This is a genomic window from Amphibacillus sp. Q70 (assembly GCF_052055485.1).
In the GTDB taxonomy this organism is placed as follows: Bacteria; Bacillota; Bacilli; order Bacillales; family Amphibacillaceae; genus Amphibacillus.
The window spans coordinates 1255440-1282146 of sequence record NZ_CP197171.1; the positions used below are offsets into that span (position 1 = coordinate 1255440).

Here is a 26707-nt window from a genome sequence, read left to right on the forward strand (position 1 = left end):
CAGAATATGGATATAGAGGGCCCCCCCTCTGCAGATGAGATATGTTCCGCTTCCCTTTTTTGTGAAAACCCTTCTCAAAATATCTTCCCTTTGATTCAGGCGGGATTTTATTTCTCCACCTGAATGTGTTATAAGTTAATGTCTTCAAATGTATTTGCCCAATTATATTTGTTACTTTAATTTTTCCAATATTCAGATGTGTGAGTCTTACTATAAGATTTAAGGCTATTTCCTCTTTTAATATTTCAATCGCTACTTCCTTAATTCCAATACCCTTAATGATTAAGAAGTTGAAAGCAAATCGATAAATGAATATGTTGAGGTTTTATAGAAGTTATCGCAAAAGATATGATGTTATACCTTGTGATAGCTTCTTTATTTTTGTGTGAACAGAACTGTAGCATGATCACTTGTCTACTAACCATCATTTGCACGAATATTGAAGTCAACCTATCTTTTTCTTTTAAGTTAAACTTCTATTTAGAGAAACTGAGTAGAGTGTTTCTATCAGTGATTTCAGCCCTTCATCCCAAGCAAAAATTTCTATCGCGTATTTTATTCCAATTTCCAATTCGAAAAACTGAATAGAATGTTTCAATCTCACTTACAATACGCACAAAAAGGCTATTGAACCAATTATAAGTCACTGTTCAATGCCTCTCTTTACACCCTGTGGTATAATGTAAAACAATTAAATGATAAGGGGTGTAAATAAAATGAATGATGAAAAAGGAATTTCTGTATTACAAGATGTCATTCGGTTGAAAACTGAGAATAACCATGAAGCGGTCGTTGCAGAATATTATCAACAATTGCTAGCGGAGTATGATATAGATGCAGAGATCATTGAATATGCTCCCGGCCGAAGTAATTTAATTGCTGAGCTCAAAGGTAGTGAGCCGGGGAAAATTCTTGCTTATAGTGGTCATATGGATGTGGTTGCAGCTGGTGATCATGAGGAGTGGACTTATGATCCTTTTGGGGCAGAAATTGTTGATGGCAAAATGTATGGTCGGGGAACAACAGATATGAAGGCAGGTCTAACCGCTATGGTTCTTGCTTTGATTGATTTGAAGGAATCAGGAAAAGACTTCAACGGAACGCTACGGTTGGTTGCTTCTGTCGGAGAAGAGATTGGAATGTATGGCTCAAAGCAACTAACAGATGAAGGTTACATGGATGATATTGATGCATTAGTGATTGGGGAACCATCAGGGAAAGATATTCTGGTGACAGCACATAAAGGATCTGTTCAATATGAAGTCATATCTCATGGTAAAGCAGCTCATAGTTCTATGCCTGAAAAGGGAATCAACTCATTAATGCAGATGAATGCATTTATTACAGAAGCGGATGCGAAGTTTGAGGAAGCAGGAAAATCTGCCTCCAATGAAAAGCTTGGTTCGATGCTAAATGTTTTTACAGTTATTGAGGGTGGGACTCAAATTAATAGTGTACCTGAGCAAACGATTCTAAAAGCAAATGCAAGAACGATTCCAGAATGTGATAATCAAGTCGTGTTGGACATTTTAAACACGACGATTGACGAGATGAACGAGAAGGTTGACGGGCGGTTGGAATTAAATGTTTTACAAAATAATATGGCAGTAGAAAGATCAGATCAATCAAAGCTGGTTCAATCAATTCGTAAAATAGCTGGTCGGGATATTCCTTCAATAGGCTTAGGGGGCGCGACCGATGCCTCTAACTTCTGTCGTGTGGAAAAGGAATTTGATCTAGCCATTTTTGGCCCTGGAGCATCAGCTACTGCCCATACAGTTGATGAGTATGTTGAAGTTAAGGATTATTTATACTTCTGTGGTTTATTTATTGATTTGGCATTAGACTATTTACAATAAGATTTGATAACTATTGATGGGTTAATTGTCAATAATCAAAGGAGTGATTAATTTGGATTATTTAGATGTAGCTAATGGATCAATATTGTTTATACTTTGTGCTTTAGCGATTGGCGTCGTTGCCATTCAAGCGGTTATTTTTATTTTTGTGGCGTGGCGTAGAGGTCAGGAAATCGGACTGTCTAAACAAGTGATGCGCCGTACGATGTCCAATAGTGCTATTTTTTCGATTGTGCCATCATTACCAATCATTGTGATGATGTTGGCATTATCACAAGCTTTAGGGAGATACTTCCCGTGGTTGAGACTATCTGTCGTTGGTTCAGCAGCCTATGAAGGAATGGCAGCAGACCTAGCTGCTCAAAGTATGGGTCTGCAAGGATTTGCCGATCCTAATATGTCGCCGACAATATTCATTGTCATTATGTTTGTTATGACCGTTGGGATTATTTGGGGCATTATCTTTAACATATTCTTTATGAATCGTCTGGATAAGTTCTCTAAGAATCAAAAGGAAAAAGCTGCAGGGGGATTCATTACGATTTTTTCCAGTGCTTTATTTATCGCACTGTTAGTTACTTTGTCGGTACCTCATGTGGCGAATGTGAATAATATCGAAGCCATCGTTGCTTTTGTTAGTGCTGGTGTTGTGGTGATGATTTTAAATAAAGTAGCAGATGTGACGAAGTGGCGTATTTTAAGTGATTTTTCATTACCAATTGCCTTAATTGCAGGAATGGCTACGGTTATTTTCTATGGCAATTTAATGTGAGGAGCGTGAGATAAAGTGCAAAAAGGAAATCAATCATTTACAAAACGGATTAATCTTCTTGGCCGTTGGACAAGCGTGATTGCGTTATTTTTTATGTTGCTTGTCCCGTATGGAACAGCCTATTATTTTGGTGTAAAATTTCAGCTAAATGAGGTACTTGCTGCTTCAATCGGACTGATTGCAACTTTTCTTCCTACAGCAGTAGTAGAAAACATTTCATATTATCCGGTTTTTGGATCAGGCGCAATGTACTTAAGTTCCATTACTGGGAATATTCTTAATATGAAATTACCAGCGGTGGTTTCAGGTCACCAAATTGCTAAAGTCAATCCGGGTACTGAAAAAGGAGATGTCATTGCTATTATTAGTGTGGGTATTTCTTCTTTAGTGACGATAGCCGTCTTGCTTTTAGGGAATTTTGTTGTTGGTGAAGCTTTAGCCCCTGTCCTAAGTAATCCCGTCTTAAAGCTAGGGTTTGATAATATCACCCCTGCTTTACTGGGTGCAATTACCATTCCTCGGTTAGTTCAAGCGAAAAAGCTAGCGATCACTCCAGTGATTATAGCAGTAGTGGCTTATCTAATGATTGGTCCTGAGAATTTTGGGGCAGTTCAAAGCTATGTTTTAATTACAGTCATGGCTGTATCTGTAGGGGTAGCTTACCTGCTGCATAAACGGAATTTATTAGATTCTTAAATGCTTTAACATGAGTGAATAAATAGAGTTAAAAAGAGGGTGTCTTGTTTATTTTAAGATAGCCTCTTTTTGCTGTATCAAGACTGCAGGAAACCTGACAAAATCTTTAAACTGATGAACAGGAATGATATATTATTAAAAGCTCACTTGGGCATTTACACACATTCATTTTTCTTAAGAATACAATAAGTTAAAAAGAGAGGAAGATGAATGATGCTCAATTCGTTTCCAGTCTGTATCAAGACGTTGGAAGTTAGCAATGGTCCGAATCAAACGGTTTTTTATCCTCAAGTGGTAGGAATGGAAAATCAACAGTTTGAAAGAACGATCAATCAAAAGATTGTCACTGAAACACAGCAACTCATTGATCAGCAAGTTGGTAATATGCCAGAAACTGTGGCAGAAATGATTGGTTTGTATGAAGTGAAGAATAATCAACGACAAGTGTTGAGTTTAACACTTTCTAATTATACGTATCATGATCGAGCAGCTCATGGCATGACATTTATTAAGGGATTAACATTTGACCTTGAAAAGGAAAAAGTCTGTGAACTCAAAGACTTGTTTAAGCCTGGAAGCAATTATGTTGAAAGACTTTCCATGTTAATTGATCAACAAATAAAACAACGAGATATCATGCTGATCAATGACTTTCAAACGATTCGCCCAGATCAAGATTTTTATATTGCGGATAAAACACTTGTTATCTTTTTTCAACTCTATGACTTGACTCCATATGTATTTGGCTTCCCCATGTTTCCAATCTCTGTTTATGACATCCAAGATATTATTGATGAAGAGGGTCCACTTGGTCGAATGGTTGTTAATAATTAATTCAGTTTTTTTGATAGACAAAGATTAAAGTAAAAATGAAAAACAAGTTTAGTCCATCTTGAAATAAATCTAGTTATTCTTTTGAGAGGCTTTTGCCTAGGTTATGAAGGAGACAATAAATCCATTTACCCAATATTATACGAAGTTAGTTTAGATGAGAAGCCTATCAACCTGGTTATACGATTACCTTTTGTAGAATATATGAGTTTTTTCGTTGCTCATAAAAGTTAAAATTGTGTAGAATTTTTGCTGTTTCATTGAAGTGATTCAACCCCATCGCATATGGTTTTTTGCTAGTGAGATGGGGCTCATCGTTCCTGTAGGATTATAATACATATATTACAAAAAAACACTGAAAAAGAGGAAGTTTTCATTCTGTATGCACCACTGTACAGAAAAGAAGCTTCCTCTATTGGATGAATTGGGCATTGTACATGGTGAAGGCTGTATAGACAGAGGAAGCTGCTGCTGGTAACCACAAGATTTCCTCTATCTGGATGAAGGTAAGTTGTTTAGTTTTTTAAATCCCGGGAATTATTTTAAAACAAAACACTTTGTTTAACTTGGAGGAATTACTTTGAAGAAAATAGGCGTGATTTTAGGGTTGATTCTTATTAGTCTGGTAGTGGCGGCTTGCAATAATACTAGTGAAACAGACTCTAATAGTGAAAGTTCAGCAAATGATGATGAAAATATAGGAGAGACAGAGGTAACTGAGGATGAAAACAACGGTCAAGATGATGGAACAGAAGAGTCAGATTATACGGAGGAATATGCTGCGGGAGATTACTTGGTTTATGGTGATCGATATGAAACAACTGAATTCAGGTTCTATTTTACACGGACAGCTGAAGAACTGACACGAGAGGAGCGTTTTCATCAATCGTTAATAGAAAGTGACCCATCGCAGCGAGATCTATTTTCTGCTGTTACTGATTTTGAGGTCGATGGAACGGTAGTAAATTTGTATTTTGATGAAAATGATACGTTAAGCATGGCATCAACGGAATCAGCTCAATTTTGGGAAGTACTTCATGAGATTGGCTTTCGATTTGGCATTGATGAATTCAATCTCTTTAATCAGGATGGAGAGAGAGGACTTACTTTTGCTGAAGGTTATTGGGAAGAACCGGTTGAAATTGAGCAAGAGCCAAATCGAGGATACTATGTTATGCCGACAGAAGAATCTGAACGAGGCGAATACACTTATATAAGTGGTGCTGTAGCAGGAGAAGACATTTATACTGCTGATGGCGAATTGCTGGATTTTGGTCAAACTGTTGAAGCGATGGCAACAGTTGAAAATGCTGAAGGATCTTATTATTCTGGAATCTACGAAGGTTTGGAAATTGAAGAAGCTGTGATTGAAGGGGATCAAGCGATTGTTAAATATCATATTGGCGATGGGGTAGAGGCCTCACAACAAGAGCGTGAAGATTTTGAGCAAGTCCTTCAATTGGCTGCACTTGACTTTCAAGTAGAGGAGCTCAAGCTAGTCAATCATACAGATCAGGTTATTTCTGTGTATCCATTGTTGAATGAAACGGATGGCGATAATACTGGATCCGAATCAGATGGAGAGGGACAAGAGGAAAGTGCGGAACTAACTGAAGATGATGTTCCAGAAAAAGTATTCGATTATGTTGATGAACATGAAGATTTTGATACAGAAGAAGTTAGGGTGATGGTGGATCGTGAAGAAGATGGGAAATTTATTGTGCGAGTATTTGTATTTTCAGGCGATGAAGATGATGACACACAGATGATGAACACTTTAGGCTGGTACATGGTAGATAAGGAAACGGGTGAAGTAGAAGAGAGGGAGCTTTAACTAAAATAGAATGATGAGTATTTTCTCGATGGATCTTTAATCAATTGAGATGGTAGGAAGCAAGAGGTTTATTTCTGTTAAACGGTAAATTTCTAGATCATAGTAAATATCTTAGTTAATTACATTTAGGATTAAACAATTATAACCATTCTTTCCCTTGCTTAGCAACAGTTGACCATGTTTTAATAAGGTTATCGGCCGATACTTTTTTTGAAAGGAGGCATGAATTGCAATGATTCATTATAACGAGGTGATTTCTGCTTAGGCAGAAATCGATATAAATGAGGTCGCTTTAATGGCGGCCTCATTTTAACATAGTTGAATTTTAATTATAGATAGCTGGATTGATCGGGCTATTTGTTATAAGATAGTAGTAAGAAATGGTTTGTAAGCGTTTTTTGTATAACTTACATCCAAATGGAAAGGGGTGTTTTAGATGGACAAATTAAAAAGTTGTGGGCAGATTGAGCTTACTTTTTTTGAGGAGGACGTCAATGCAATACAAAAATGGGAAAGAGGTGCTTCCCGCTAGCTTACTTACAGAATTGCAAAAACATATTCAAGGTGAGTTGATTTATATACCCAAGCAAAGTAAACAGCGCGTGGCTTGGGGAGAGAATAGCGGATCCCGCCAGCTGATTAAGAAGAGAAATGAAGAGATTTACCAGCTATACATGGCAGGAAGCTCGCTTGAAGAGTTGGAGCAGACATTCTGCTTATCGATCGATAGTATTCGGAAAATCATTTACCAGACGCGAGATCGGTTAAAAGAGATGGAACAATAGCTCCTAATTGAGTACAAGTTGGTAAAAACAAAATATTGGGTTCCAGTAATCAGGCAGTATTTACAAAACATGTTGAGTTAGCTTTATCCAATTGAATAAAGAGTCTTTTGATCAACGATTGAAGATCAGAAGACTCTTTTTAATATGGATGGGTGTCTAAAATGATTTTGAATTCCCTTGCTGTGCTTTTCTTTTAAGTTATTTAACCCATTGCCGTTAGTTTCGATGATGTGTTTGTATCAAATATAATGTTTATCTCTTAATCACAGAGTAGAGGAACACTCAATAACCACCAGTTAACTTTTCTATACATACTGTGGAAAATAGAAGATATTTATTTGACACAAGCATTGTTGACTAGTTTGGACATTAGGTGGCTCTATAATAGTGGAAGAATTGTTTAACGGATTATTGAATCAACTATTTTTAGCTGGTTTTTAAGCTATTGACCTGATTCTTTATCAAAATCATTATTTAATATGGGAACAGTCTGAAAAATCTAAGCTGTCATTTTAATATCAAATGGTAAGGATTAGTTATTATTTGAATTCTTTAAAATTAAATGGTCCTTATAGTTTATCACAGATAATCGTCCGTAAAACTCGTCCCACCGAAAAGACTTGGGACTGCGGTTACCAATGTTGTCAGGTTAAGGCGACCGCTATGGAAAAACACTACGCTTTCCGTGGGCAAGTGTTTTCGATGGGGCGAGTAATCACAGTCCCATGGCTTGAGCTAACTTTGCCAAGTCAAAACCACTTGTCAAAGTGGATCTCAAGCTCACGCTTTTCCCACAGGACAAGGAAAGCATCGTCAGCGAAACATCGCACGAAGAAAATTGCCTTTTATTTTCGAGGAGTCTGCGTGTTTTTCCTTCGCTAGCTGGTTTGACTTCCATTTGTATTAAATTTGATACTCGATTCCATTTCATCATTTTCTTATCTGAAAGAAGGGACAACTAAACATAAGCTAAATTAAAATAGGATTCACCCATACAACAAATCCACTTAGGTGATTGGAACGAAAGGTGGTGACTCCAGCGGAAATAAGACAAGGAAAGCATCGTCAGCGAGACATCGCACGAAGAAAATCGCCTTTTATTTTCGAGGATGAGCTGAAGATCCACTTTTGTAGCGCATTAGGCTACAAAAGTTAGCTGAAGGCAGGTTAAGTTCGCCACGTCCTGTGGCAACACCTGCATGATCTACGTCCTATAGACCTCCATCTCCGCGGAAAGCATCCACCTGTAGTGGAAAGCACCGATCCTTAATATTTGAATCTTAACATGCGATTTATCATTTTGAAATGGATTTACTTAATCGATTTTATTAACCTGACAACATTGCTGCGGTTACTCGTCCCGCCGGAAACATCTGCATGACCTACATCCTGTAGGTCCAACTCCCACTGATTGAAGTTTCATTTTATCCTTATTGGTCCTAATCGCCCAAGAAAAATATGGTATACTATAAATATCTAAATACTGGGAGGAATGGGTATGAATTATGAGCAAAAAGCAGAGCTAATTAAATCATTTAAAGAACATTCGTATGAACGAAGTAGACATTTGATGGACTTCCATGTTGCTGGATTCGCTTATTATGATGGTCTTGACGTGATTGATGAACTTACTTTAGGAAAACACGTCGAATTAATTCCAGAATCAGATAATCCATATGATCCAGAAGCTGTCGCTATTTTTTATAATGACCGAAAAATCGGCTATGTTCCAAAAGATAAAAATGACTTATTGAGTAAACTGTTGTATTTTGGCCATGCAGATATCTTTGATTCCAGAATCCAGTACATTAACAAAGAGACACATCCAGAAAGACAATTTCGAGTTGTTGTCAAAATTGCAGATAATCGCTGAATGATGCTGATTAAACTTAAAGAGTTATGATGGTTTACTTAAAATTCCTATTATGAAATAACACTGAATAAAATAACCCTCGTTTGAAGTCATGTATGTTGCCCTTTGCGATCGCTCCATAGTAGCTAAGTTACTGTGGGGCGTATTTTTTTCACTTATATGTGAAGGAAAATTTATATTAACACGCGAACGAACATTTCCTCGCATTAAATTTTGTAACTTTTTTTTCTTTTTCTAATACTACCCGGGCATAGTTACCCAAGCTATAATTATAAATGTAAGCGGATAACAAAAGGAGGTGATAATCCTGTTTAGTAGACGTATGGTCAAAACAATCAACTATTTAGCCAAATGTAAAGAAACAAGTATTAAAGAAATAGCACATACCTTAGCTATAAAGGAAAGAAATGTAAGGTATGATATTGATCGAATTAATGAAGAATTAACTTTAAATAATTACCCCCCTATCGAGAAAGGATCTAAAGGCACATTGGTTTTTCCCGGAAATGTTAATTTATCAGCTTTCTCAGGGGAAGATGACTACCTGTTTGTTCAGGAAGATAGATTATCAATTATTAAACTTACTTTATTACTCGATAGTAGTATTTTAAATCTAAATCAGTTAGCAAATGAATTGCAAGTTTCGCGATCTACCATAAAAAATGATTTAAATGATATAGAAAAAGATTTTGATACTTATAATATTAAAGTTGCTTATGACCAAGGCTTTGTAATTGAAGGTGACAGAGAAAACTACCTCTTATTGCTTTATAAAGAAATAAAACAGACTTGCTGTTTATTTTTTGATGATACGGTTATTTATACATCTTTTGAGTTGAAAATCAAAGATATTATTCGAAGAGCTTTTAAAAAAATTGATTTAGATAAAATCAGTTCTATCGTTATACGTGATCTTTCGATTAGAGAAAAAGTGTTAACGGATGATTCGTTCGAGTGGTATTTATCTAATATATTGATCACAATTTGGTCTACTATTCATAAAAAAGAAGAAATGATTAATCATAGTGATTTTAAACTAGTTGAAAGTCTGGAATGTCATGAATTGATTACCGACTTAGAAAAAGAATGTCAACTGCAATTTTCCACCAAACAAAAAGAGTTTATTTCTCGCTTATTAAATTATACAAGCCGCTTTGTTGATAATGATGAAGGGGATTTTATGCAAGCTCAAGCTATAACCTTTCAGCTTATTGATCAGATGAGTAAAAGGGTGGGTCTTGATTTCAGATCAGATGAGATATTGGTTAGGGGGTTAACAAATCATATTGCCCCTTTAATCAAAAGAATCGCCGATCATCTTAATATTCATGAAAATGTTATGCCAATGCTGTCCTCAAGTGATATTGAAATCTATGAAATAGTAAGTCAGGTTATTTCAAATGTAGATATCCTGAAAGAATTGAATAACCAGTCTGAAATCACGTATTTAGCAATTCATTTTATTGCGAGTATTAGACGCGTTAAAGAGGAAGCTCCAACACGCGTTTTATTAGTGTGTGGTTTTGGTTATGGAACGACAACAATGTTGAAGGAGTCAATTATTAACGAGTTTCAATTACATGTGGTTGAAGTACTGCCTCTCTATCAATTATCGAATTATAGTGAATGGAACAACGTAGATGTTGTTATAACAACAACTGAACTTGAAAAGGTGTCTATTACTAAACCGATTGTGGTCGTTACGCCTATATTAACAGACCAGGATATACAGAATATTTGCCAGGTAGGAATACTTAGGAAAAAAGCATTAACTCATTATTATTCTATTAATAAGAATTTAGAATTTTTAAATGATCAGAATCGGTTGCAAGTATTGCAAGTGATTAGAAATGAGTTTGGTTTTCCGTTGACAAATAAGAAGAAAAGAATTGAAAAGTTCTCAGATATGTTGTCCCATAAGAGAATATCAATTATTGAAGAGTGTAATTCATGGGTAACTGCAGTTCGACTCTGCACGAAATTACTAGCAGATCATGATTATGTTGAACAAGAATATGGTGAAGATATAATTGCGAGTATAAATAAGTTAGGTTATTACTCTATTTCCGACGATGATTTTGCTTTGTTACACGGAAAGCCAGGAGATTTTGTGAAAAGAAGTGGAATGAGTTTAATTCTCAGTCACAAACCTATAAGATTTGGAGAAAAACAAGTGAGAATTATCATTTGTTTAGCAAGTAAAGATAATTCAGAACACATTCCCGCTTTAATATCATTAGTACGAGGGGTAAAGGAATATGACTTGATGAAGAAGATTGAAGCAGCAAAATCTCCCCATGAAATAATGAATATCATAAAATTCCAAGAGAAAGAGAGTATGGATAATGGCAGAAATTCTAAATAAAGAGTGCATCATTTTAAATATGGATAGTAGTGACAAAGGTGTGGTAATAGAGGAGCTAGTTAATAAGTTAAGTGAGATGGGCAGTATTAAGGACAGAGTTGCTTTTCTTCAAGATGTGTATGAGCGAGAAAATATTGAGCCAACATATGTTGGATATAATATCGGGATGCCTCATGGAAGAACTGAGAATGTAATAAGACCTTCTATTTGTTTTGGCAGATTAATAAATCCAATCCGTTGGAGTGATCAATCAAATGAAACAGTAAATACAGTTATTTTAATAGCTGTTCCACAAAATGATAAGGGTGAACATTTAAGAATTATTTCGCAATTAGCTAGGAATTTAATGCATGAGGATTATAGAAATAAATTATTAGAATCAAATGCAACAGAAGTATATAACAGTATAAATTCAATGATTACATTAGATCTATAAGCTAACGTGCTTATAAGATTATTTTAGATTGTAAAAAGAGGATTTAAATTTACTTAATTAAAGGAGAATTGAAGATGAAAGAACAATTACTTCAAGTAAAAAAACACTTGTTAACTGGAACTTCTCATATGATACCATTTATTGTTGCTGGTGGTGTTTTATTCTCAATTTCCGTTATGTTAAACAGTACCCCTTCGGCTCCTGAAGAGGGATGGTTAGCGGGGCTAGCACAAATCGGTGAAGCTGGTCTGACGCTTTTCATACCCATTTTAGGGGGTTATATCGCGTACTCTATTGCGGATAAACCGGGGCTAGCTCCAGGGGCAATAGGTGCTTATCTTGCTAATGAAGTCGGAGCAGGATTTTTAGGCGGTATTTTTGCAGGTTTTTTAGCAGGGATCATTGTCTTTCAATTGAAGAAAATAAAATTACCAATTTCATTGAAATCATTAGGTTCTATTTTCTTATATCCATTAGCGGGGACATTTTTAACAGGTGGGATTGTTGTTTGGATCATAGGAACTCCCATTGCAGCTCTTATGAATAATTTAACAGGCTGGTTGAACGCAATGAGCGGGATTGGGAAAGCCCCTTTAGGAGCTATATTAGGGGGAATGACAGCTTTTGATATGGGAGGACCCATCAATAAAGTAGCTACTCTGTTTGCTCAGACTCAAGTAGATACAGTTCCGTGGCTTATGGGCGGAGTTGGTGTTGCGATTTGTGTACCGCCAATCGGCATGGGTATTGCCACTCTATTGAGTCCTAAAAAGTATAATGTTGAAGAAAAAGAAGCGGGTAAAGCCGCTATTCTCATGGGTTGTGTAGGTATTACTGAAGGGGCGATTCCATTTGCCGCAAATGATCCGTTACGAGTTCTCCCTTCAATTGTTGCAGGTGGTATAGTGGGAAATATTGTCCCTTTTTTAATGGGTGTTGTGAATCATGCTCCATGGGGTGGGCTTATTGTATTGCCAGTCGTAGAAGGTTGGTTTGGCTATATTTTAGGCATACTCATAGGCTCTTTAACAACAGCCTTAATTGTAAATTTACTTAAAAATAGAAATCAGGATGCAGAAATAAAAAATGATGAAGAAGAGTTTGAATTAGATATTGTAAATATTTAATGGAAATGAGGGATTATAGATGAAGTTGGTTGGAGTGACATCATGTCCATCTGGAGTGGCGCACACTTACATGGCTGCAGAAGCGTTAAAATTAGCTGGGAAAAAGTATGGCGTTGAAGTGTTAATCGAAACACAAGGAGGGTCTGGTACAGAGGATGCCTTAGATGCCAAAGATATTGCAGAAGCTACTTGTGTGATTATTAGCAGTGACGTTGGCATCAGAGGGATGGAGAGATTTAAGGGAAAACCTTGTGTGAAGAGGAGTGTATCTGAATTAATAAAACAAGCTGATAAAATTATCAAGGCAATAAAAGATAAATTTGACTCATCAGTTTGTGACTAACATTATGTCTGATTCCAGTACAGACATAGGATTTAATAGATTACTAATTGCAATTTATAGAACGTAAGTGTTCTATTGTCGTTAAAAAAAGATCTGATTCCCATTATCAACTCAGGAATCAGATTTTTTGGAGTTTGTTAGTCGTTTTGAAAAAGTAGGAAGGTTTGCTAAACATAATTTCAAAAGAAACAACCCACCTCAGTGTTTCTTGCTTATTTATAATAAGGTAAAAAGCTCATAGCAATTTCAACTTCAGTATGTTCTAAGGTTTTTTCTGATATTAATTTGCTCAGCATCGTTAATGCTTCCAAGGAAATTTGCTTAGTGTTCTGTAGTACATTATAGTTACAAAATACTGAAGGTTTATCAAATGAAATGAGAAACACATTGTTTTCTAATGCAAAATTTGCGATGAAATCTGCAAGCCGTGCATTAACTGTTATAATAGCATTGATGTCTTTAAATAACTCTAAGTGATCAGTAATAGCTTTTTTTATATTTTTTTCTTTTGATGAAATAGAAATCCACAGATTCTTATTGATTGGAATTTTATTGTCTATGAAAGCTGCTTCAATTCCTCTGATTCTATCAATGGTTGCTGAATTTGATTCCGCAGTATTGATAAAAGATATATTTTCCATATCCCTTTTCAATAAATAATCAGCTGCGTCATATCCACCCTTATAGTTATTTGAAACAACATAGGGTATTTGGAACTTTTTGAAATACCTATCAATAAGAACGATCGGAAACTTTTTCAGATAAAGTTCCAGAATGAATTCATTATAAATTTCAGTCTCTGTTGGAAATATGATTAATCCATCAACCCCTCGGTTAATAAAATCCTCAATCAATCTATTTTCTTCAATTAAGTTTTCCCTGGATAACCCAAAGAGAATTTGAAATCCGAAATCTTTTGAATAGTTTTCAATAGCATCTAAGAGAGACTTATCAATTTCAGTGGATAAAGTTGTAAATATAACACCAATCAACCTTTTATTTTTCGTCTTCCTTTCCGCTGAAACAAAAGTTCCTTTGCCTTGAACTCTATTAACATATCCTTTTTCTGATAGAATGTTTAGAGCGTTTTTGGCAGTTATTTGGCTAACGTGGTATTTTTCTGTTATTTCTTTCTCGGATAAGATTCTGTCCCCATTTTTTAAAAGCCCAAGATTAATTTGTTTTATAATATCTTTCTCTATTTGTTTGTAAAGTGGCAGTTCTCTCTTCATTTGTTAATTCTCTCCCTGTACTATATTAAATTATTTAAAAATATAAAGTGACAACTTAAGACAATCATAGTTCTATGTGCTTTAAAAGTTATTTTCTCAGTTAGAGTATCAGCTTGTTTCAAATCTTTTGTAATATGTAAATTCTTTATTTTGAGTGAGTCAATCTATTAAACATAAATGAAAGTAAGTTCTTAAAATATTCAGTTGACCAGAAGTATTACTTCTTTGGGTTATATAGCTGTTCAATTGGAGGGCTAACACTTCAACCACCTGAGATGATATATAAATCAAAAAAGAAGCCCCATCGAGAATCTAACTAAGACATACGCTAACTTTATAATTTAATTTTACATGAAGGACCGTAAAAAAGATACTAAATTTAGTATATCTTATATTCACTTAATATATTAATATAAAATATGTAGAACACAGTAGTATGAAAAACTTTATCACAGCTAACCGTCTGTTTTAGGAAAACAACTTTAAAATAAAAAAAGTGAATTTTTCGAAAATTTTATAACTACCATAATCGCTCTTGATAACCACGATAGGGGATTTATTAATCGGTTCATTGTCTAGGTCATGAGCTTTGATTTGTCAAATAAATAGCTAAAATTAAGGAGGTGGCAAACTTTTTGTGTTAAATCGCTATATATCAATAAAACATAGCTTTTTACTATTACCTTTTTGACAATATGGTGGAACACAGTGAGGGGAATAATATGAACACAATAAAAAGACGAATTAATCAATATATGCATTTTATCTTTATTGCACCTTCCTTTCTTTTCATCACATTATTGGGGATCATTCCTTTGTTATATGCAGTTTACTTAAGTTTTAGGAATTACCAATTAACGATGACTAGTGATATGAGTACATTTAATGGCTTTGGCAATTATGTAACCGTTTTAACTAACGGGGATTTTCTACAATCGATTTTGTGGACACTTATTTTTACAGCCTTTGCGGTTATTATTCCAACAGGGATCGGTCTCTTCATATCCGTACTATTAACAGAAACTAGTCAGTCAAAATTTGTAAGGGTTCTCAAAAGTTTTCTTATTTTACCAATGATGATTGCTCCCGTAGTTTCAAGTACAATTTGGAAGATATTATTTGGAGCGGTATATGGACCGATAAATTATATTATTGATTGGCTAGGAGGAACGTCTATTGCATGGACGGGTGAGGCATTACCAGCAAAAATAGCAATCATTATTATTGATTCATGGGGGGCTATTCCGTTTTGCATGTTAATTTTTCTAGGTGCTCTGACTACCATTCCTAATGAGTTATATGAAAGTGCAAGAATTGATGGGGCAAGTGATTTTACCTCTTTTCGAAAAATTACTCTTCCATTGATGAGGAATTTTATTGCATTGGTCGTTTCTATAAGAATTATGGATTCACTCAAAGTATTTGACCCAGTAATGATTTTGACTCAAGGCGGACCAGGAAATGCAACCGAGACGATGGGGACGATGATCTATAAAATGGCGTTCAGATATATGAATGTTGGTGAGGGATCTGCTGCAGCAATAATTTTCTTTGTGATTATTGCCATTGTATCGATAGGAAATATAAAACTAATGAGGAGAAAGAAGGTTTAAACATGTCAAGGAGAAAAAAGGATATTTGGACAGCTATTATATTGGTTATATTCTGTATAGCCTTTTTATTTCCAATTTATTGGACAATAACAACGGCTTTGAAAACACCGGGACAAATAATGAAGCTGCCTCCTGAATTTATTCCTTCTAAAATAACATTTGATAATTTTATCAGAGTATTTACTGAGCACTCTACAGGCGTATTTTTCAAAAATAGCCTAGTGATCTCAATAACTACAACGATTGTCACAGCTTTTATTGCAACGTTTGCTGGTTATGGCTTCTCAAGGTTTACCTTTAGAGGGAAAGAAACATCTTTATTACTGATTATTGCGGTGAGAATGGTACCGGGTTTAGTGTACATGGTTCCATACTTTATTATCTTTAATAACATTGGCATGTTGGATAGTAAGATAGGTTTAACAATTGTATACATTACTGCGAATCTACCTCTTGCCATTTGGTTAGCCATTAGTTTTTTTGATGAAATACCTAAAGAAGTATTTGAATCTGCCAAAATTGATGGTTGTAATGAAATGCAAACATATTTTAAGGTTGCTTTGCCTTTAGTGATCCCAGGAATTGTTGTTGTTTCCATATTGGTATTTTTAGCTTCATACAATGAATTTGGTACTGCTTTAGTTTTAATATTTAATGATGCTAATAAGACATTACCTTTAGGAATCAGTGGGATGGTGGAATTACAAAAAGATACACCATTCGGGTTATTAGCTGCTGCGGGAACAGTGGCAATGATTCCGGCTTTTATTTTAGCACTAACTACACAAAAATATATACAAAAAGGAATTACTGCAGGAGCAGTAAAAGGATGAGGAGAGGAAATTATGAAAAAAGTCATGTTAGTCATGTTAGTTGTTTTAGGGGTGGGATTCTTTGCTGGATGTTCTTCAAATGATTCAGAAACAACAGGAGAAAATAATATAGAAGAAATTGAGGCGCCAACCATCCTAGGTGAAAAATTAGAGGACTTAGATAGTGGTGGAACATTAAATGGGCAGTATGCGGGGAAAAAAATTACTGTGGCAACTCGGACAGGAGATTTTGAGGATGCTCTAAAAAAAGCTGCAGAGTATTTTGAAGCTGCATCAGGAGCAACGGTTGAAATTCAAAGTTTTCCTGCTGGAAATGATGAGGAGAAAATTCAATTAGATTTGAGTACGAGTAAGACTTTTGATGCTGTACTGATGCCTGTTGCTAATATTAAATCCTATGCTGAGTCTGGTTATTTAAGGGAGTTAGATTCCTATATTGAATCTGTGGCAAGTCCTCATTTAGAACTAGATGATTTTATTCCGTCTGTTCTAGATCTATATGGAAAATATGAAGATAAACTTGTGGCTTTTCCCTATAAACCCGACACACAAATCTTTTTTTATAGAAAAGATCTTTTCGAAGATCCCGAAATTCAAGAAGAATATGAAAAACTAACAGGAGAAGAGTTAACTGTACCCAAAACGAATGAAGAGCTTATCGAAGTAGCTGAATTTTTTACAAAGAGTCAAAATCCTGATTCCCCAACAAATTATGGCTATCTCAGCATGGGATCAACGACAAATAGCCGTTTGATATGGATGAATCGTTTGGGGGAATATGGTGGCTCTATTATGGGTGAAAATTATGAAGTAACAATTGACAATCCAACGACGAAGTCTGCTATTGATGACATGATGGCCCTTAAAGAATCGGCTCCAGAGGAATGGACACAACTTGGCTGGGATGAAGCAAATGCGATGTTCGTAAATGGAGAAGCGGCTATGATGGAGCAATGGCCAGGGCTTATAGGTTCAATTAATGGAGAGGATTCGCAAGTGAAAGATAAGGTTGGATATGCTGTTACTCCGGGTGCTTCACCTACTTTAGGAGGGTGGTCCATCGCAATGACCAGCAATTCAAAGGAGGATGAACTAGCATATAAATTTATTGAATTTGTCACATCAAAAGATGGGGAATTGTTGAAGATTGAAAATACCATGGACCCGACTCGTATGTCGACATATGCGAGAGGAGAAGTCATGGAGTCTAATACAATGTATCGAGTCTTATTGGAATCTTTAAATTCTGGAAAACATTTAGTTGATGTTGAGATACCGTTTATCTCTGCTCTTCTTAATGATATCTTGGAAGATGAAACGATAGGAGTTTTATCTGATGAAAAGACTATTGATTCAGCTCTAAAAGAGATGCAGAAAAAATTTGAAGAGGAAATAACCAAAGCAGGATTAAAATAGTAAAGAAGGACGTAAAAATATGAATGATAAAGAAATTTTAAGAACAGAGTATCCGAGACCTCAATTTGCAAGAAATAAATGGATGACGTTAAATGGTGAATGGCAATTTGCTTTCGATGATAATCAGTTAGGTATAAAGGATAAATGGTTTGAAACAGAAAAGAATCTAAATATGAAAATTAATGTACCCTTCTGTTATCAGTCAAAATTGAGTGGTATTCATCAGAAAGCATTTCACGAAACACTTTGGTATAAGAGAAAATTTAATTTAAACAAGGACTATGAAGAACGACAAGTCGTTATTCATTTTGGAGCAGTGGATTATTCAGCAGAAGTTTGGATAAATGGTTTTAAATGTGGGATGCACGATGGTGGCCATTCTCCATTTTCTATTAATATGACACCCTACATTGACTTTAATAGTGAAAATGATATTACTGTTAAAGTAGTAGATTTTAATGAGGATCATACTCTGCCAAGGGGGAAACAAAACTGGGTTGGGAAACCAGAAGGGGTTTTTTATACAAATACTAGTGGCATCTGGCAAAGTGTTTGGATTGAGTATGTTAATAAAAATAATATCGCTAATGCCCGGATAATTCCTAATACTTTAACTAACGAAGTAACATTCAAGTATTTCCTTAATAAAGTGAATAAACAGAGTTCAGTACAATTATATACAACTATCTCATATGACAATGAAATTATTACTAAGGATATGACTGAAACTTATCAGGAGGAAATAGTAAGAACGATTGAAATACCAGACTTTAATGATCATGGTTATGGAAGGTGGTGGAGTCCTGATAAACCGCATATTTACTCAGTAAAGATGGAATTATTTGTTGATGAGAAGAAAGTTGATGAAGTCGATAGCTATTTTGGAATGAGATCAGTTTCTATTGAAAAAGGATTCTTTTGTGTTAATCATCTTCCCTTTTATACTAAATCGGTTCTTTACCAAGGCTATTTTGAGGATGGACTAATGACAGCTAAAAGTGATGAACAATTTAAAGCTGATGTCATGATGATTAAAGAGATGGGCTTTAATAGTGTCAGAATTCATCAAAAGTATGAAGATCCAAGGTTTTTATACTGGTGTGATGTTCTTGGTTTATTAGTATGGGGAGAGGCTCCAAATGCCTATTCATTTAGTGAGAAATATGTTGGGCGAATGACTAATGAATGGATTGAGATTCTAGAAAGAGATATGAATCATCCTTCAATCGGCGTTTGGGTTCCCCTAAATGAAAGTTGGGGAGTTCCTAAAATAAAGAATATCGCTGAACAAATCAATCATTCTCTTTCTATGTATCATCTAACCAAGTCGCTGGATACAACACGGCCGGTTATTTCCAATGATGGTTGGGAACATACAATTTCAGATATTTGTACTGTTCATGATTATGAGGATAATTTAGAAACCCTGAGTTGGCGATATGAAAATCTGGAGGAAATACTTAAAGGCCCACAGAAAAGAGCCATTTATGTCGAAGGATACGACTATAATGGAGAGCCAATGATGTTAAGTGAATTTGGCGGTGTTGCCTATGAACCTGATCCAACCAAAAATGGTTGGGGGTATTCCGGTGTGACAACTAAAGAGGAATTTGAAGAGAAGGTATTAAGTATTATCCATACTATTCAAAAAGCACCATTGATACAAGGCTATTGCTATACACAATTTAACGATGTAGAACAGGAAGTTAATGGACTTTTGACAATAGACAGAGTGCCCAAAATTAGTATTAAGAAAATCAGAAGTATAAACAATAAAAAATAGTTTAGAAAGACGTGGTATAATGATTTCGCTTGATAGTTACCCTAGACCCCAATTGAAAAGAGAAAAATGGATGTCACTAAACGGTCAATGGGAATTCTGCTTTGATGATATGAATCAGGGCATAGATGACAATTGGTTCAAGAATCGTCAATTTGATAAAGTAATAAATGTACCTTTCACATATCAAAGTAAATTGAGTGGAATTGAAGATCAATCATTTCATGGTATGGTTTGGTATAAACGTAAAATCCATTTAAAAAAAGACTCTCAAGAAACGACTATTATACATTTTGAAGGCGTAGACTATGAAATGATTCTCTGGGTCAATGGTAGTTATGTAGGAAAACATATCGGTGGCAATAGCAGCTTCGAATTTGATATGTCAAAATTCATAGTAGACGGAGAGAATGAGATTGTTGTCTGTGTAAAGGATTATCTGGAAGATATGACTATTCCCAGAGGAAAGCAATACTGGAAGGAACAAGCAGAGGTTATGTGGTTTACCCAGATGACTGGGATCTGGAGAGACGTCTGGATTGAACAGGTCAATTATACTCATATTAAAAGTTTACGCATAACACCAGATATTGATTTAAAGGAAGTAAGAATTGAGTTAGAAATAAAAAATCTAAATTTTAATCTAAAAAGTAAATTAAAAACAATCGTAACCTTTGATGGAGAAGTTGTTACAGAAGAATACCGGCGTATCAATGAAAAAAAGATATTTTTAAGTATTGCCTTAAATGATTTTAATGATCATGGCCTAGGTAGGTGGTGGAGCCCGGAACAGCCTAACTTATATGATATTTCATTTGAATTAATAGAAAACGATAGTGTTATTGACAAGGTTGATAGTTATTTTGGAATGAGAAAAGTTTCTATTGAAGATAGTAAATTCTGTTTAAATAATCGTCCGTATTTTTTAAAGTTAGTATTAGATCAAGGTTACTTTCCTGAGAGCATTTTATCATCACCATCAATAGAACATTTGAAAAAAGATATTGAGCTGACTAAACAGATGGGGTTTAATGGTGTCAGAAAACACATGATGAGTTCTGATCCAAAATATTTATATCTATGTGATAAATTAGGGCTGCTTGTATGGGGAGAGATGGCATCCGCTTATGATTATTCAGAAGACTATGCTTATAGAATGATTGATGAATGGAAGGATATTATAAAGAGGGATTACAACCATCCGTCAATAGTGACTTGGGTTCCAATTAATGAAAGTTGGGGTGTGCCAAATATCTACTATTCCTCTAAAGAGCAAAATCATGTTCAGTCATTGTATCATTTAACAAAATCAGTCGATGACACTAGACCGGTCATTTCAAATGATGGATGGGAACATTGCAAGTCGGATTTATTCACTATTCATGATTATGAGTCTGATGAAAAAATATTAAAAGAAAGATATTCTTCAGTGGAAAATATAATAAGTGATATGCCTGGTTTAGGCGGAAGAAAGTTCTTATTTTGTCCAGGATTTAGTTATGAGGGTCAGCCAGTGATGTGTACAGAAATGGGTGGTATAAATTACCGCTTAAATGGGCTTGGATCAGCAGTTGAACCAAGGGAACATAACGCAAAGGATTTTCTTCACAAAGTTGAGACTGTACTCTCACCTTATTTAGAAAGTAAAGTTATTGAAGGAGTTTGTTACACACAATTAACTGATACAGAAACAGAGATTTGTGGTTTATTAACATGGAATAGAGAACCTAAAATTCAAGTTGAAAGAATAAAAGCCATATTGGATAAACGTCATTAAGTGAATGAAGTAATCACAAATAAGGAAAATAGATCAAATTAAATCTTTAAACAGATAAGCAAAATTGAGTGATTTAACAATATGAAGCGGACCATTTATCATGATTAATCAATATCTGTTTGATCGAACAAATAGAAAAAACGTGGTGTACACCCATTGATAAAGGGTACACCACGCTTTTTGCTGTGTTAAGAAAAGCTGAAACTTGATAGCTTAATTTGGTTTCTGTCGTATGTTACTGCCTTTTCTTATCGCGATTATCAGAATGAAAATAGCAATAAGGATTAAAGTAATCGTTGCACCAGGTGGTGTTCCGTATTGATAAGACGTCACTAACCCACCTAACATACCAGATAATGCGATAGGTATACCAATGAGGATAGTGCTGTTGAAGCTTCTGCCTATCCGCATTGAAATAGCCGCTGGCAAAATTAAAATGGCTGAAACGAGCAACGCTCCTACAATAGGCATAATAATCGCGATCGTAATGCCCGTTAATACATTAAATAAAATTGACATGGCTTTGATAGGTAATCCTGCTGTAAAAGCTGTGTCCTCATCAAATGTTAGGACATACATGGCCTTATGGAAGATAACATACAATCCAACAATTAGGAACGCCAGTATGAATAGCATCCAAATCTGTTGTGAGCTAATCGTTACAATCGAACCAAAGAGAAATTGATTGATATTGAGTGTTGTTCCTCCTTGATTGAAGCTCATGAGAAATAGGGCTAATGCCATTCCTGCCGACATAAGAATAGCAATCGATACTTCGGAATAAGTGCGATAAAGCATGCGTAAATATTCTAACAGAACAGCAATGACGACGACCATCAGAATATTGGTCCATGTCGGGTTAATGTTAATTAGGAATCCTAGCGCAACACCAGCTAAGGAGACGTGTGATAAGGTATCGGCCATGAGAGATTGCCGGCGTAAAATTAAAAACAGTCCCAAAAGAGGTGCAATTAATGAGATGAGAAGTGAGGCTTGGAAAGCTCTTTGCATGAATCCATAGAAAAACATCTCCAAGGTAATCCCTCCTTACGTACAAGTTCAATATGCTTATTACAATAATTTCGGAGTTCTTCGTGATCGTGCGTAACCATTAAAATGCCCTTACCGTGATGTTCACTGTTATGTTGCAATAGTTTATAGAATTCCTCACGTGAATGGATGTCCATTCCTGTAGTTGGTTCATCTAATACAAACAAATCGGGATCAGTAGCAAACACACGTGCAATTGATATTCGCTGTTTTTGGCCACCAGATAATTCACCAATTTTCTTATGGCGCATGTCCCACATGCCTACAGATTCAAGCGAGCGTCTAACATGTTCCTTATCTGCTTTATCTAATTTCCGCAACCATTTGTTTCGTTGGTAGCGCCCAGATTGAACGAGTTCTAATACGGTGCTTGGAAAACCGACATTAAAAGAAGCAACCTGCTGAGGTACATAGCCAACTGATAACTTGTTGCCAGATCGATTTTTTGCAGCAAGCGTGACCTGACCAGTTGTTGGTTTAAGTAAGCCTAAAATATTGCGTAATAAGGTGGTTTTTGCGGCACCATTCTCACCTGTCAGCATGACAAAATCGCCTGGATTCACTTCAAATGATATATTAGTTAGTACAGGCTCTTTTTCATAATGAAAAGTAAGATCATCTACTTTGATGTAGTACATGATTAAATCTACCTTTCTATCTTCTTTTATTCCTTGAAAAAGGAAACAAGGTCCTATAAATATGAGATTTTCAACAACCTCGGTGTGTATAGCTATAGTTAGCGAAATAAATCAGGATGTCTAGCATCCTGATTTATTTTCAATTATAAAACCTGTTCTTTTTCGATTAATCTAATTAGTAGATACTAATTTGTAATGCCTCTAAATTATGACGCATTGCTTCTAAATAGCTTAAATCTTCTTCGATTAACTCTTCAGAGAGTACTTCTAAATCATAAAGTGCAGCTGTTTCCGTACCTGTCTCTGTTGCAACGGTTTGAGCAATGGCTGAATTTGCACCTTGCTGATAATAGATTACGGGTACATCATATTCTTGGACCAAATCTCCAATCTCAGCAATGCGAGATGGGCTGGGTTCGACTTCAGTAGATAATCCACCAATAGCAATTTGCTCTAAGTTATAACGTTGAGCAAGATAGCCAAATGCTTGATGTTGTACGACAAAGGCTCGGTTCTCTGCTTCTGCAAATGCTGTTTGATACTCTTCATCTAAAGCTTGAAGCTCATCAATAAAGTTTGCGGCGTTTTCTTGATAGATTTCTTGTCCATCAGGATCCGCCTCGATTAAGGCATCACGGATCGCAAGTACTTGGTCTTGTGCTAAAACTGGATCAAGCCAAATGTGGGGGTCTTGATCTTCGTGATCATCAATTAGCACAGAAACTGGATCAGATTCAGCATAGGTATTATGGTCGTTATCATAGAGCACAGCCTTTACTTCAAAGCTTTCACCAGTTGTTTCGTATTCAAAATGATCAGTCGCTTGATCAGGGACAGCTTCCCATTCCTGATTATTGTCTTCCCTCATAAACCAGTGCCAGTGATCATAACCTGTTGCTTCATTTAATTCAGCTACAAGTGTCACAACATCTCCAGTATGATAGTGGTCTGATAGTCCGGCAATTTCGATGATTTCTTCAGCAGTTTCCGATTCATCATCTTCGTCGGAGCTGCCGTGCTCATCGTGATCATGGTCTTCATCTTCATCGTGGTCATGATCGTGTCCGTCGTGATTATCAATCATAAGGGCTAAGGGCTCTGACTCTGCATAAACATTATGGTCATGATCATAAATAACCGCTTGAACTTCAAAACTTTCTTCAGGTGCTTCAAGGGTCAATGTGTCTGTACCTTGTCCTGAGATAGCCTCCCATTCTTCGTCAGCATCAGTTCGTTGATACCAATGCCAATGATCATAATCGAGATCTTCTGATAAACTAGCTGTTAACACAATGGTATCACCAGTATGATAGTGATCAGCATTTCCGTCAATAGATATGCTTCCTGCTGCAGCATGATCATCGTCTTCCTCATGATTATCCCCGTTATGATGTGAATGATCAAGTCCATCTGCAGTACGTGCAATGACAAGGTCATTATTTTCTACAGAATCCAATAAACTACCAACCCAAAACTCCATTTCCTCACTACTATATACGAATACATCAGCTTCGTTAACTGTTGCTACATCTTGTGCACTAGGCTCATAATTATGGGGATCCATCCCTTCTGAAGCCATTAACTGTACATTTGCTCGCTCTTCTCCCACTTGTTTAGTGAATTCATACATTGGCAAAAAGGAGGCGACAACAGAAATTTCAGTATCTCCATTTTCAGCTGTGTCTGGTGTTTGACAACCCAAAAGAATGATGGCTAATGTAAGACTGAGTAATAAAGTAACAAGCCATTTTTTATTCATAGTTACAATCCCCTTTATTAAAATAATAAAATAAAACGCAGATAGGGAGGTGGAAAACGATGAAATATCCGTCTTTTCCTCCCTTCCTTATACTGCTGTTTAATGTGCTAACATATCACGTACTATACCATCTGTATCCAAGTCCGACGGATAATAAGTTGGCCAATTAACGACCTCATCTAATAATTCTTCCCGGCTGTCTCCCCAATACAAATGAAAATGATAGGAATCTGTAGGAAAAATGTTATGATCACTAAATTGAATATATGTTGGCATATCATCTGATCCGTCAACTAATTGATAGCTGAACCGCACTCCCCGATTCCCTGCTTCATATTCAAGAATCTCGTAGCCATCACTTTCATATTCTGCGGATATTTCTTGATCATCTGTAAAGAAGGTAACTGTATGATCTTCAATAATAACTCGCTCTACATCAGTTTCATAGCCAACTGTATAGTAATCTTTATATTCTTCAGCAGTCATATCGCCTTCCTCTGCTTTATGTTCAAAAACTTGATCCAAATCTCCAGCTAACAAATATGGATAAACAGATTGCCAGTCTCCCTCCCAATCTGTTAATTCACGTTCTTCTACTTGCTCATCCTCAAAGTATCCTTCATAAATATTTCGACTTTCTTCATCATGTCCATGATGATCGTCGATAATTACAGTAACAGGATCGGATTCTGCAAAAATTTCGTGATCATCATCAAATAAGGTAGCTTTGAGTTCTAACCCGTTAATCGTTGCCTCTCCTGTAAATGTTTCGGTTTCTTGTCCAGAAACAACCTCCCATTCGGACTGGTCATCTTCTCGCATATACCAATGCCAATGATCATAAGCAACATCACCACTCAATATAGCGGTTAGCTCAATAGTATCTCCAGTGTGATAATGATCAGCGACACCTTCTATGTCGATCTCCTCAGAGCTATGTATATCCATCTCTTGTTCCTCATCTTCACCTGTTTGATCAGTAACCGCTCCTTCATCTGAATTTTGACAAGCTACTAAGAAAATACTTAATGCCAATAAGCTAAATAAGTACAAAAATGTTTTTTTCAAAAAAATTCTTCCTCTCTTTTTTAGTGTAAATCGTAATCGTTACGTTTTAAAGATTACAGACACTTTTGTTTTTTGTCAAGTTTTTTTTCAGTAGAGGAAAGGAAATCACAACAAATGTTTACGGTGGGACGAGTAACCGCAGTCCCAAATGTTTACGGTGGGACGAGTAACCGCAGTAATGTTGTCAGGTTAGTACGACCGCTTCGGAAATACACTTCGCTTTCCGTGGGCTTGTCCTCAGCCTCCTCGAAAAAGAAGTACACTTTTTCTGCGGAGTCTTCACACGTCGCTTTCCCACAGGACAAGGAAAGCGACGTCAGCGAGACATCGCACGAAGAAAATTGCCTTTTATTTTCGAGGAGTCTACGTCTATTTCCTACGCTCTGGTTACGTAGGGTTCAATTTCTGAATGACCTACTCGTTTTTTGTCTCAACTTTTTTATCATCTACTTTCTCATGCAAAATGGAGCGTGTTCAATCATTCAAAAAACAATGGGTCACACACTTTCTAAAGAGGTCATTCGATAAAAAGGGCAATTTTAAGTACTAGTTATTCAAAAGTTATACGAAAGTTAATTTTTTTAAAAAAAGAAAGGGAAATAAATGAGACTGGTGTTAGT

At 35.8% G+C, this 26707-nt stretch carries 21 protein-coding genes; 16 read left to right on the forward strand and 5 right to left on the reverse strand.

What is annotated here, in order from left to right:
- Positions 1-716 precede the first annotated feature (716 nt).
- The 11 genes from ACS127_RS05750 (at position 717) to ACS127_RS05800 (ending at position 12921) form a co-directional block, all read left to right on the forward strand.
- Complete coding sequence (locus tag ACS127_RS05750) at positions 717-1859, forward strand: ArgE/DapE family deacylase (RefSeq protein ID WP_440897472.1); 1143 nt, start codon at positions 717-719, stop codon at positions 1857-1859.
- Between the two features lie 52 nt (positions 1860-1911).
- On the forward strand, positions 1912-2631 hold the full coding sequence (locus ACS127_RS05755) for a DUF5058 family protein (protein ID WP_440897473.1): 720 nt from the start codon (positions 1912-1914) through the stop codon (positions 2629-2631).
- 15 nt (positions 2632-2646) lie between these two features.
- A complete protein-coding gene (locus ACS127_RS05760) occupies positions 2647-3327 on the forward strand; it encodes a hypothetical protein (RefSeq protein WP_440897474.1) in 681 nt (226 codons plus the stop codon).
- 213 nt (positions 3328-3540) lie between these two features.
- Positions 3541-4161: a DUF3298 domain-containing protein gene (locus ACS127_RS05765; protein WP_440898086.1), complete on the forward strand. Its 621-nt coding sequence runs from the start codon at positions 3541-3543 to the stop codon at positions 4159-4161.
- Between the two features lie 577 nt (positions 4162-4738).
- On the forward strand, positions 4739-5992 hold the full coding sequence (locus tag ACS127_RS05770; RefSeq protein WP_440897475.1) for a hypothetical protein: 1254 nt from the start codon (positions 4739-4741) through the stop codon (positions 5990-5992).
- A 494-nt stretch (positions 5993-6486) separates the two neighbouring features.
- Positions 6487-6777, forward strand: coding sequence for a CD3324 family protein (locus ACS127_RS05775; protein ID WP_440897476.1), 291 nt, complete (start codon positions 6487-6489; stop codon positions 6775-6777).
- Positions 6778-8275: 1498 nt separating this feature from the next.
- Complete coding sequence (locus ACS127_RS05780; protein ID WP_440897477.1) at positions 8276-8650, forward strand: HIRAN domain-containing protein; 375 nt, start codon at positions 8276-8278, stop codon at positions 8648-8650.
- Between the two features lie 322 nt (positions 8651-8972).
- Entirely contained in the window at positions 8973-11015 is a 2043-nt protein-coding gene (locus ACS127_RS05785; protein WP_440897478.1) for a BglG family transcription antiterminator, read from the forward strand.
- Positions 10996-11451, forward strand: a complete 456-nt coding sequence (locus ACS127_RS05790; RefSeq protein ID WP_440897479.1) for a PTS sugar transporter subunit IIA — start codon at positions 10996-10998, stop codon at positions 11449-11451. The genes ACS127_RS05785 and ACS127_RS05790 overlap by 20 nt, the downstream gene beginning before the upstream one ends.
- Before the next feature lie 74 nt (positions 11452-11525).
- Positions 11526-12578: a PTS fructose transporter subunit EIIC gene (locus ACS127_RS05795; RefSeq protein ID WP_440897480.1), complete on the forward strand. Its 1053-nt coding sequence runs from the start codon at positions 11526-11528 to the stop codon at positions 12576-12578.
- A gap of 19 nt (positions 12579-12597) precedes the next feature.
- Complete coding sequence (locus ACS127_RS05800; protein WP_440897481.1) at positions 12598-12921, forward strand: PTS fructose transporter subunit IIB; 324 nt, start codon at positions 12598-12600, stop codon at positions 12919-12921.
- Positions 12922-13133: 212 nt separating this feature from the next.
- On the opposite strand, the gene ACS127_RS05805 is transcribed toward ACS127_RS05800, so the two are convergent.
- Positions 13134-14153 (reverse strand): GntR family transcriptional regulator, encoded by a 1020-nt coding sequence (locus ACS127_RS05805; protein WP_440897482.1) that lies wholly within the window; start codon positions 14151-14153, stop codon positions 13134-13136.
- 722 nt (positions 14154-14875) lie between these two features.
- Between ACS127_RS05805 and ACS127_RS05810 the strand changes: the two genes are divergently transcribed.
- The 5 genes from ACS127_RS05810 to ACS127_RS05830 are packed head-to-tail and all read left to right on the forward strand — an operon-like array spanning position 14876 to position 21572.
- Positions 14876-15766: a carbohydrate ABC transporter permease gene (locus tag ACS127_RS05810; RefSeq protein ID WP_440897483.1), complete on the forward strand. Its 891-nt coding sequence runs from the start codon at positions 14876-14878 to the stop codon at positions 15764-15766.
- A 2-nt stretch (positions 15767-15768) separates the two neighbouring features.
- Entirely contained in the window at positions 15769-16599 is an 831-nt protein-coding gene (locus tag ACS127_RS05815) for a carbohydrate ABC transporter permease (protein ID WP_440897484.1), read from the forward strand.
- Between the two features lie 12 nt (positions 16600-16611).
- Positions 16612-18015: an ABC transporter substrate-binding protein gene (locus ACS127_RS05820; RefSeq protein WP_440897485.1), complete on the forward strand. Its 1404-nt coding sequence runs from the start codon at positions 16612-16614 to the stop codon at positions 18013-18015.
- A gap of 19 nt (positions 18016-18034) precedes the next feature.
- Positions 18035-19798 (forward strand): glycoside hydrolase family 2 protein, encoded by a 1764-nt coding sequence (locus ACS127_RS05825; protein ID WP_440897486.1) that lies wholly within the window; start codon positions 18035-18037, stop codon positions 19796-19798.
- A 52-nt stretch (positions 19799-19850) separates the two neighbouring features.
- Complete coding sequence (locus ACS127_RS05830; protein WP_440897487.1) at positions 19851-21572, forward strand: glycoside hydrolase family 2 protein; 1722 nt, start codon at positions 19851-19853, stop codon at positions 21570-21572.
- A gap of 213 nt (positions 21573-21785) precedes the next feature.
- Here ACS127_RS05830 and ACS127_RS05835 read toward each other — a convergent pair whose 3' ends face one another.
- The 4 genes from ACS127_RS05835 to ACS127_RS05850 form a co-directional block, all read right to left on the reverse strand.
- Entirely contained in the window at positions 21786-22607 is an 822-nt protein-coding gene (locus tag ACS127_RS05835) for a metal ABC transporter permease (protein ID WP_440897488.1), read from the reverse strand.
- A complete protein-coding gene (locus ACS127_RS05840; RefSeq protein WP_440897489.1) occupies positions 22544-23260 on the reverse strand; it encodes a metal ABC transporter ATP-binding protein in 717 nt (238 codons plus the stop codon). The genes ACS127_RS05835 and ACS127_RS05840 overlap by 64 nt, the downstream gene beginning before the upstream one ends.
- Before the next feature lie 175 nt (positions 23261-23435).
- Positions 23436-25019 (reverse strand): metal ABC transporter solute-binding protein, Zn/Mn family, encoded by a 1584-nt coding sequence (locus tag ACS127_RS05845; protein ID WP_440897490.1) that lies wholly within the window; start codon positions 25017-25019, stop codon positions 23436-23438.
- 99 nt (positions 25020-25118) lie between these two features.
- Positions 25119-26087: a ZinT family metal-binding protein gene (locus tag ACS127_RS05850; protein ID WP_440897491.1), complete on the reverse strand. Its 969-nt coding sequence runs from the start codon at positions 26085-26087 to the stop codon at positions 25119-25121.
- Positions 26088-26707: the final 620 nt, after the last annotated feature.

Bases quoted from the DNA above. Each gene is read 5' to 3' on its own strand.
- ACS127_RS05785 (WP_440897478.1), top strand. From the start codon at position 8,973: ATGGTCAAAACAATCAACTATTTAGCCAAATGTAAAGAAACAAGTATT.
- ACS127_RS05820 (WP_440897485.1), top strand. From the start codon at position 16,612: ATGAAAAAAGTCATGTTAGTCATGTTAGTTGTTTTAGGGGTGGGATTC.
- ACS127_RS05840 (WP_440897489.1), bottom strand. From the start codon at position 23,260: ATGTACTACATCAAAGTAGATGATCTTACTTTTCATTATGAAAAAGAG.
- ACS127_RS05845 (WP_440897490.1), bottom strand. From the start codon at position 25,019: ATGAATAAAAAATGGCTTGTTACTTTATTACTCAGTCTTACATTAGCC.
- ACS127_RS05775 (WP_440897476.1), top strand. From the start codon at position 6,487: ATGCAATACAAAAATGGGAAAGAGGTGCTTCCCGCTAGCTTACTTACA.
- ACS127_RS05765 (WP_440898086.1), top strand. From the start codon at position 3,541: ATGCTCAATTCGTTTCCAGTCTGTATCAAGACGTTGGAAGTTAGCAAT.
- ACS127_RS05810 (WP_440897483.1), top strand. From the start codon at position 14,876: ATGAACACAATAAAAAGACGAATTAATCAATATATGCATTTTATCTTT.
- ACS127_RS05800 (WP_440897481.1), top strand. From the start codon at position 12,598: ATGAAGTTGGTTGGAGTGACATCATGTCCATCTGGAGTGGCGCACACT.
- ACS127_RS05780 (WP_440897477.1), top strand. From the start codon at position 8,276: ATGAATTATGAGCAAAAAGCAGAGCTAATTAAATCATTTAAAGAACAT.
- ACS127_RS05805 (WP_440897482.1), bottom strand. From the start codon at position 14,153: ATGAAGAGAGAACTGCCACTTTACAAACAAATAGAGAAAGATATTATA.
- ACS127_RS05825 (WP_440897486.1), top strand. From the start codon at position 18,035: ATGAATGATAAAGAAATTTTAAGAACAGAGTATCCGAGACCTCAATTT.
- ACS127_RS05815 (WP_440897484.1), top strand. From the start codon at position 15,769: ATGTCAAGGAGAAAAAAGGATATTTGGACAGCTATTATATTGGTTATA.
- ACS127_RS05750 (WP_440897472.1), top strand. From the start codon at position 717: ATGAATGATGAAAAAGGAATTTCTGTATTACAAGATGTCATTCGGTTG.
- ACS127_RS05795 (WP_440897480.1), top strand. From the start codon at position 11,526: ATGAAAGAACAATTACTTCAAGTAAAAAAACACTTGTTAACTGGAACT.
- ACS127_RS05790 (WP_440897479.1), top strand. From the start codon at position 10,996: ATGGCAGAAATTCTAAATAAAGAGTGCATCATTTTAAATATGGATAGT.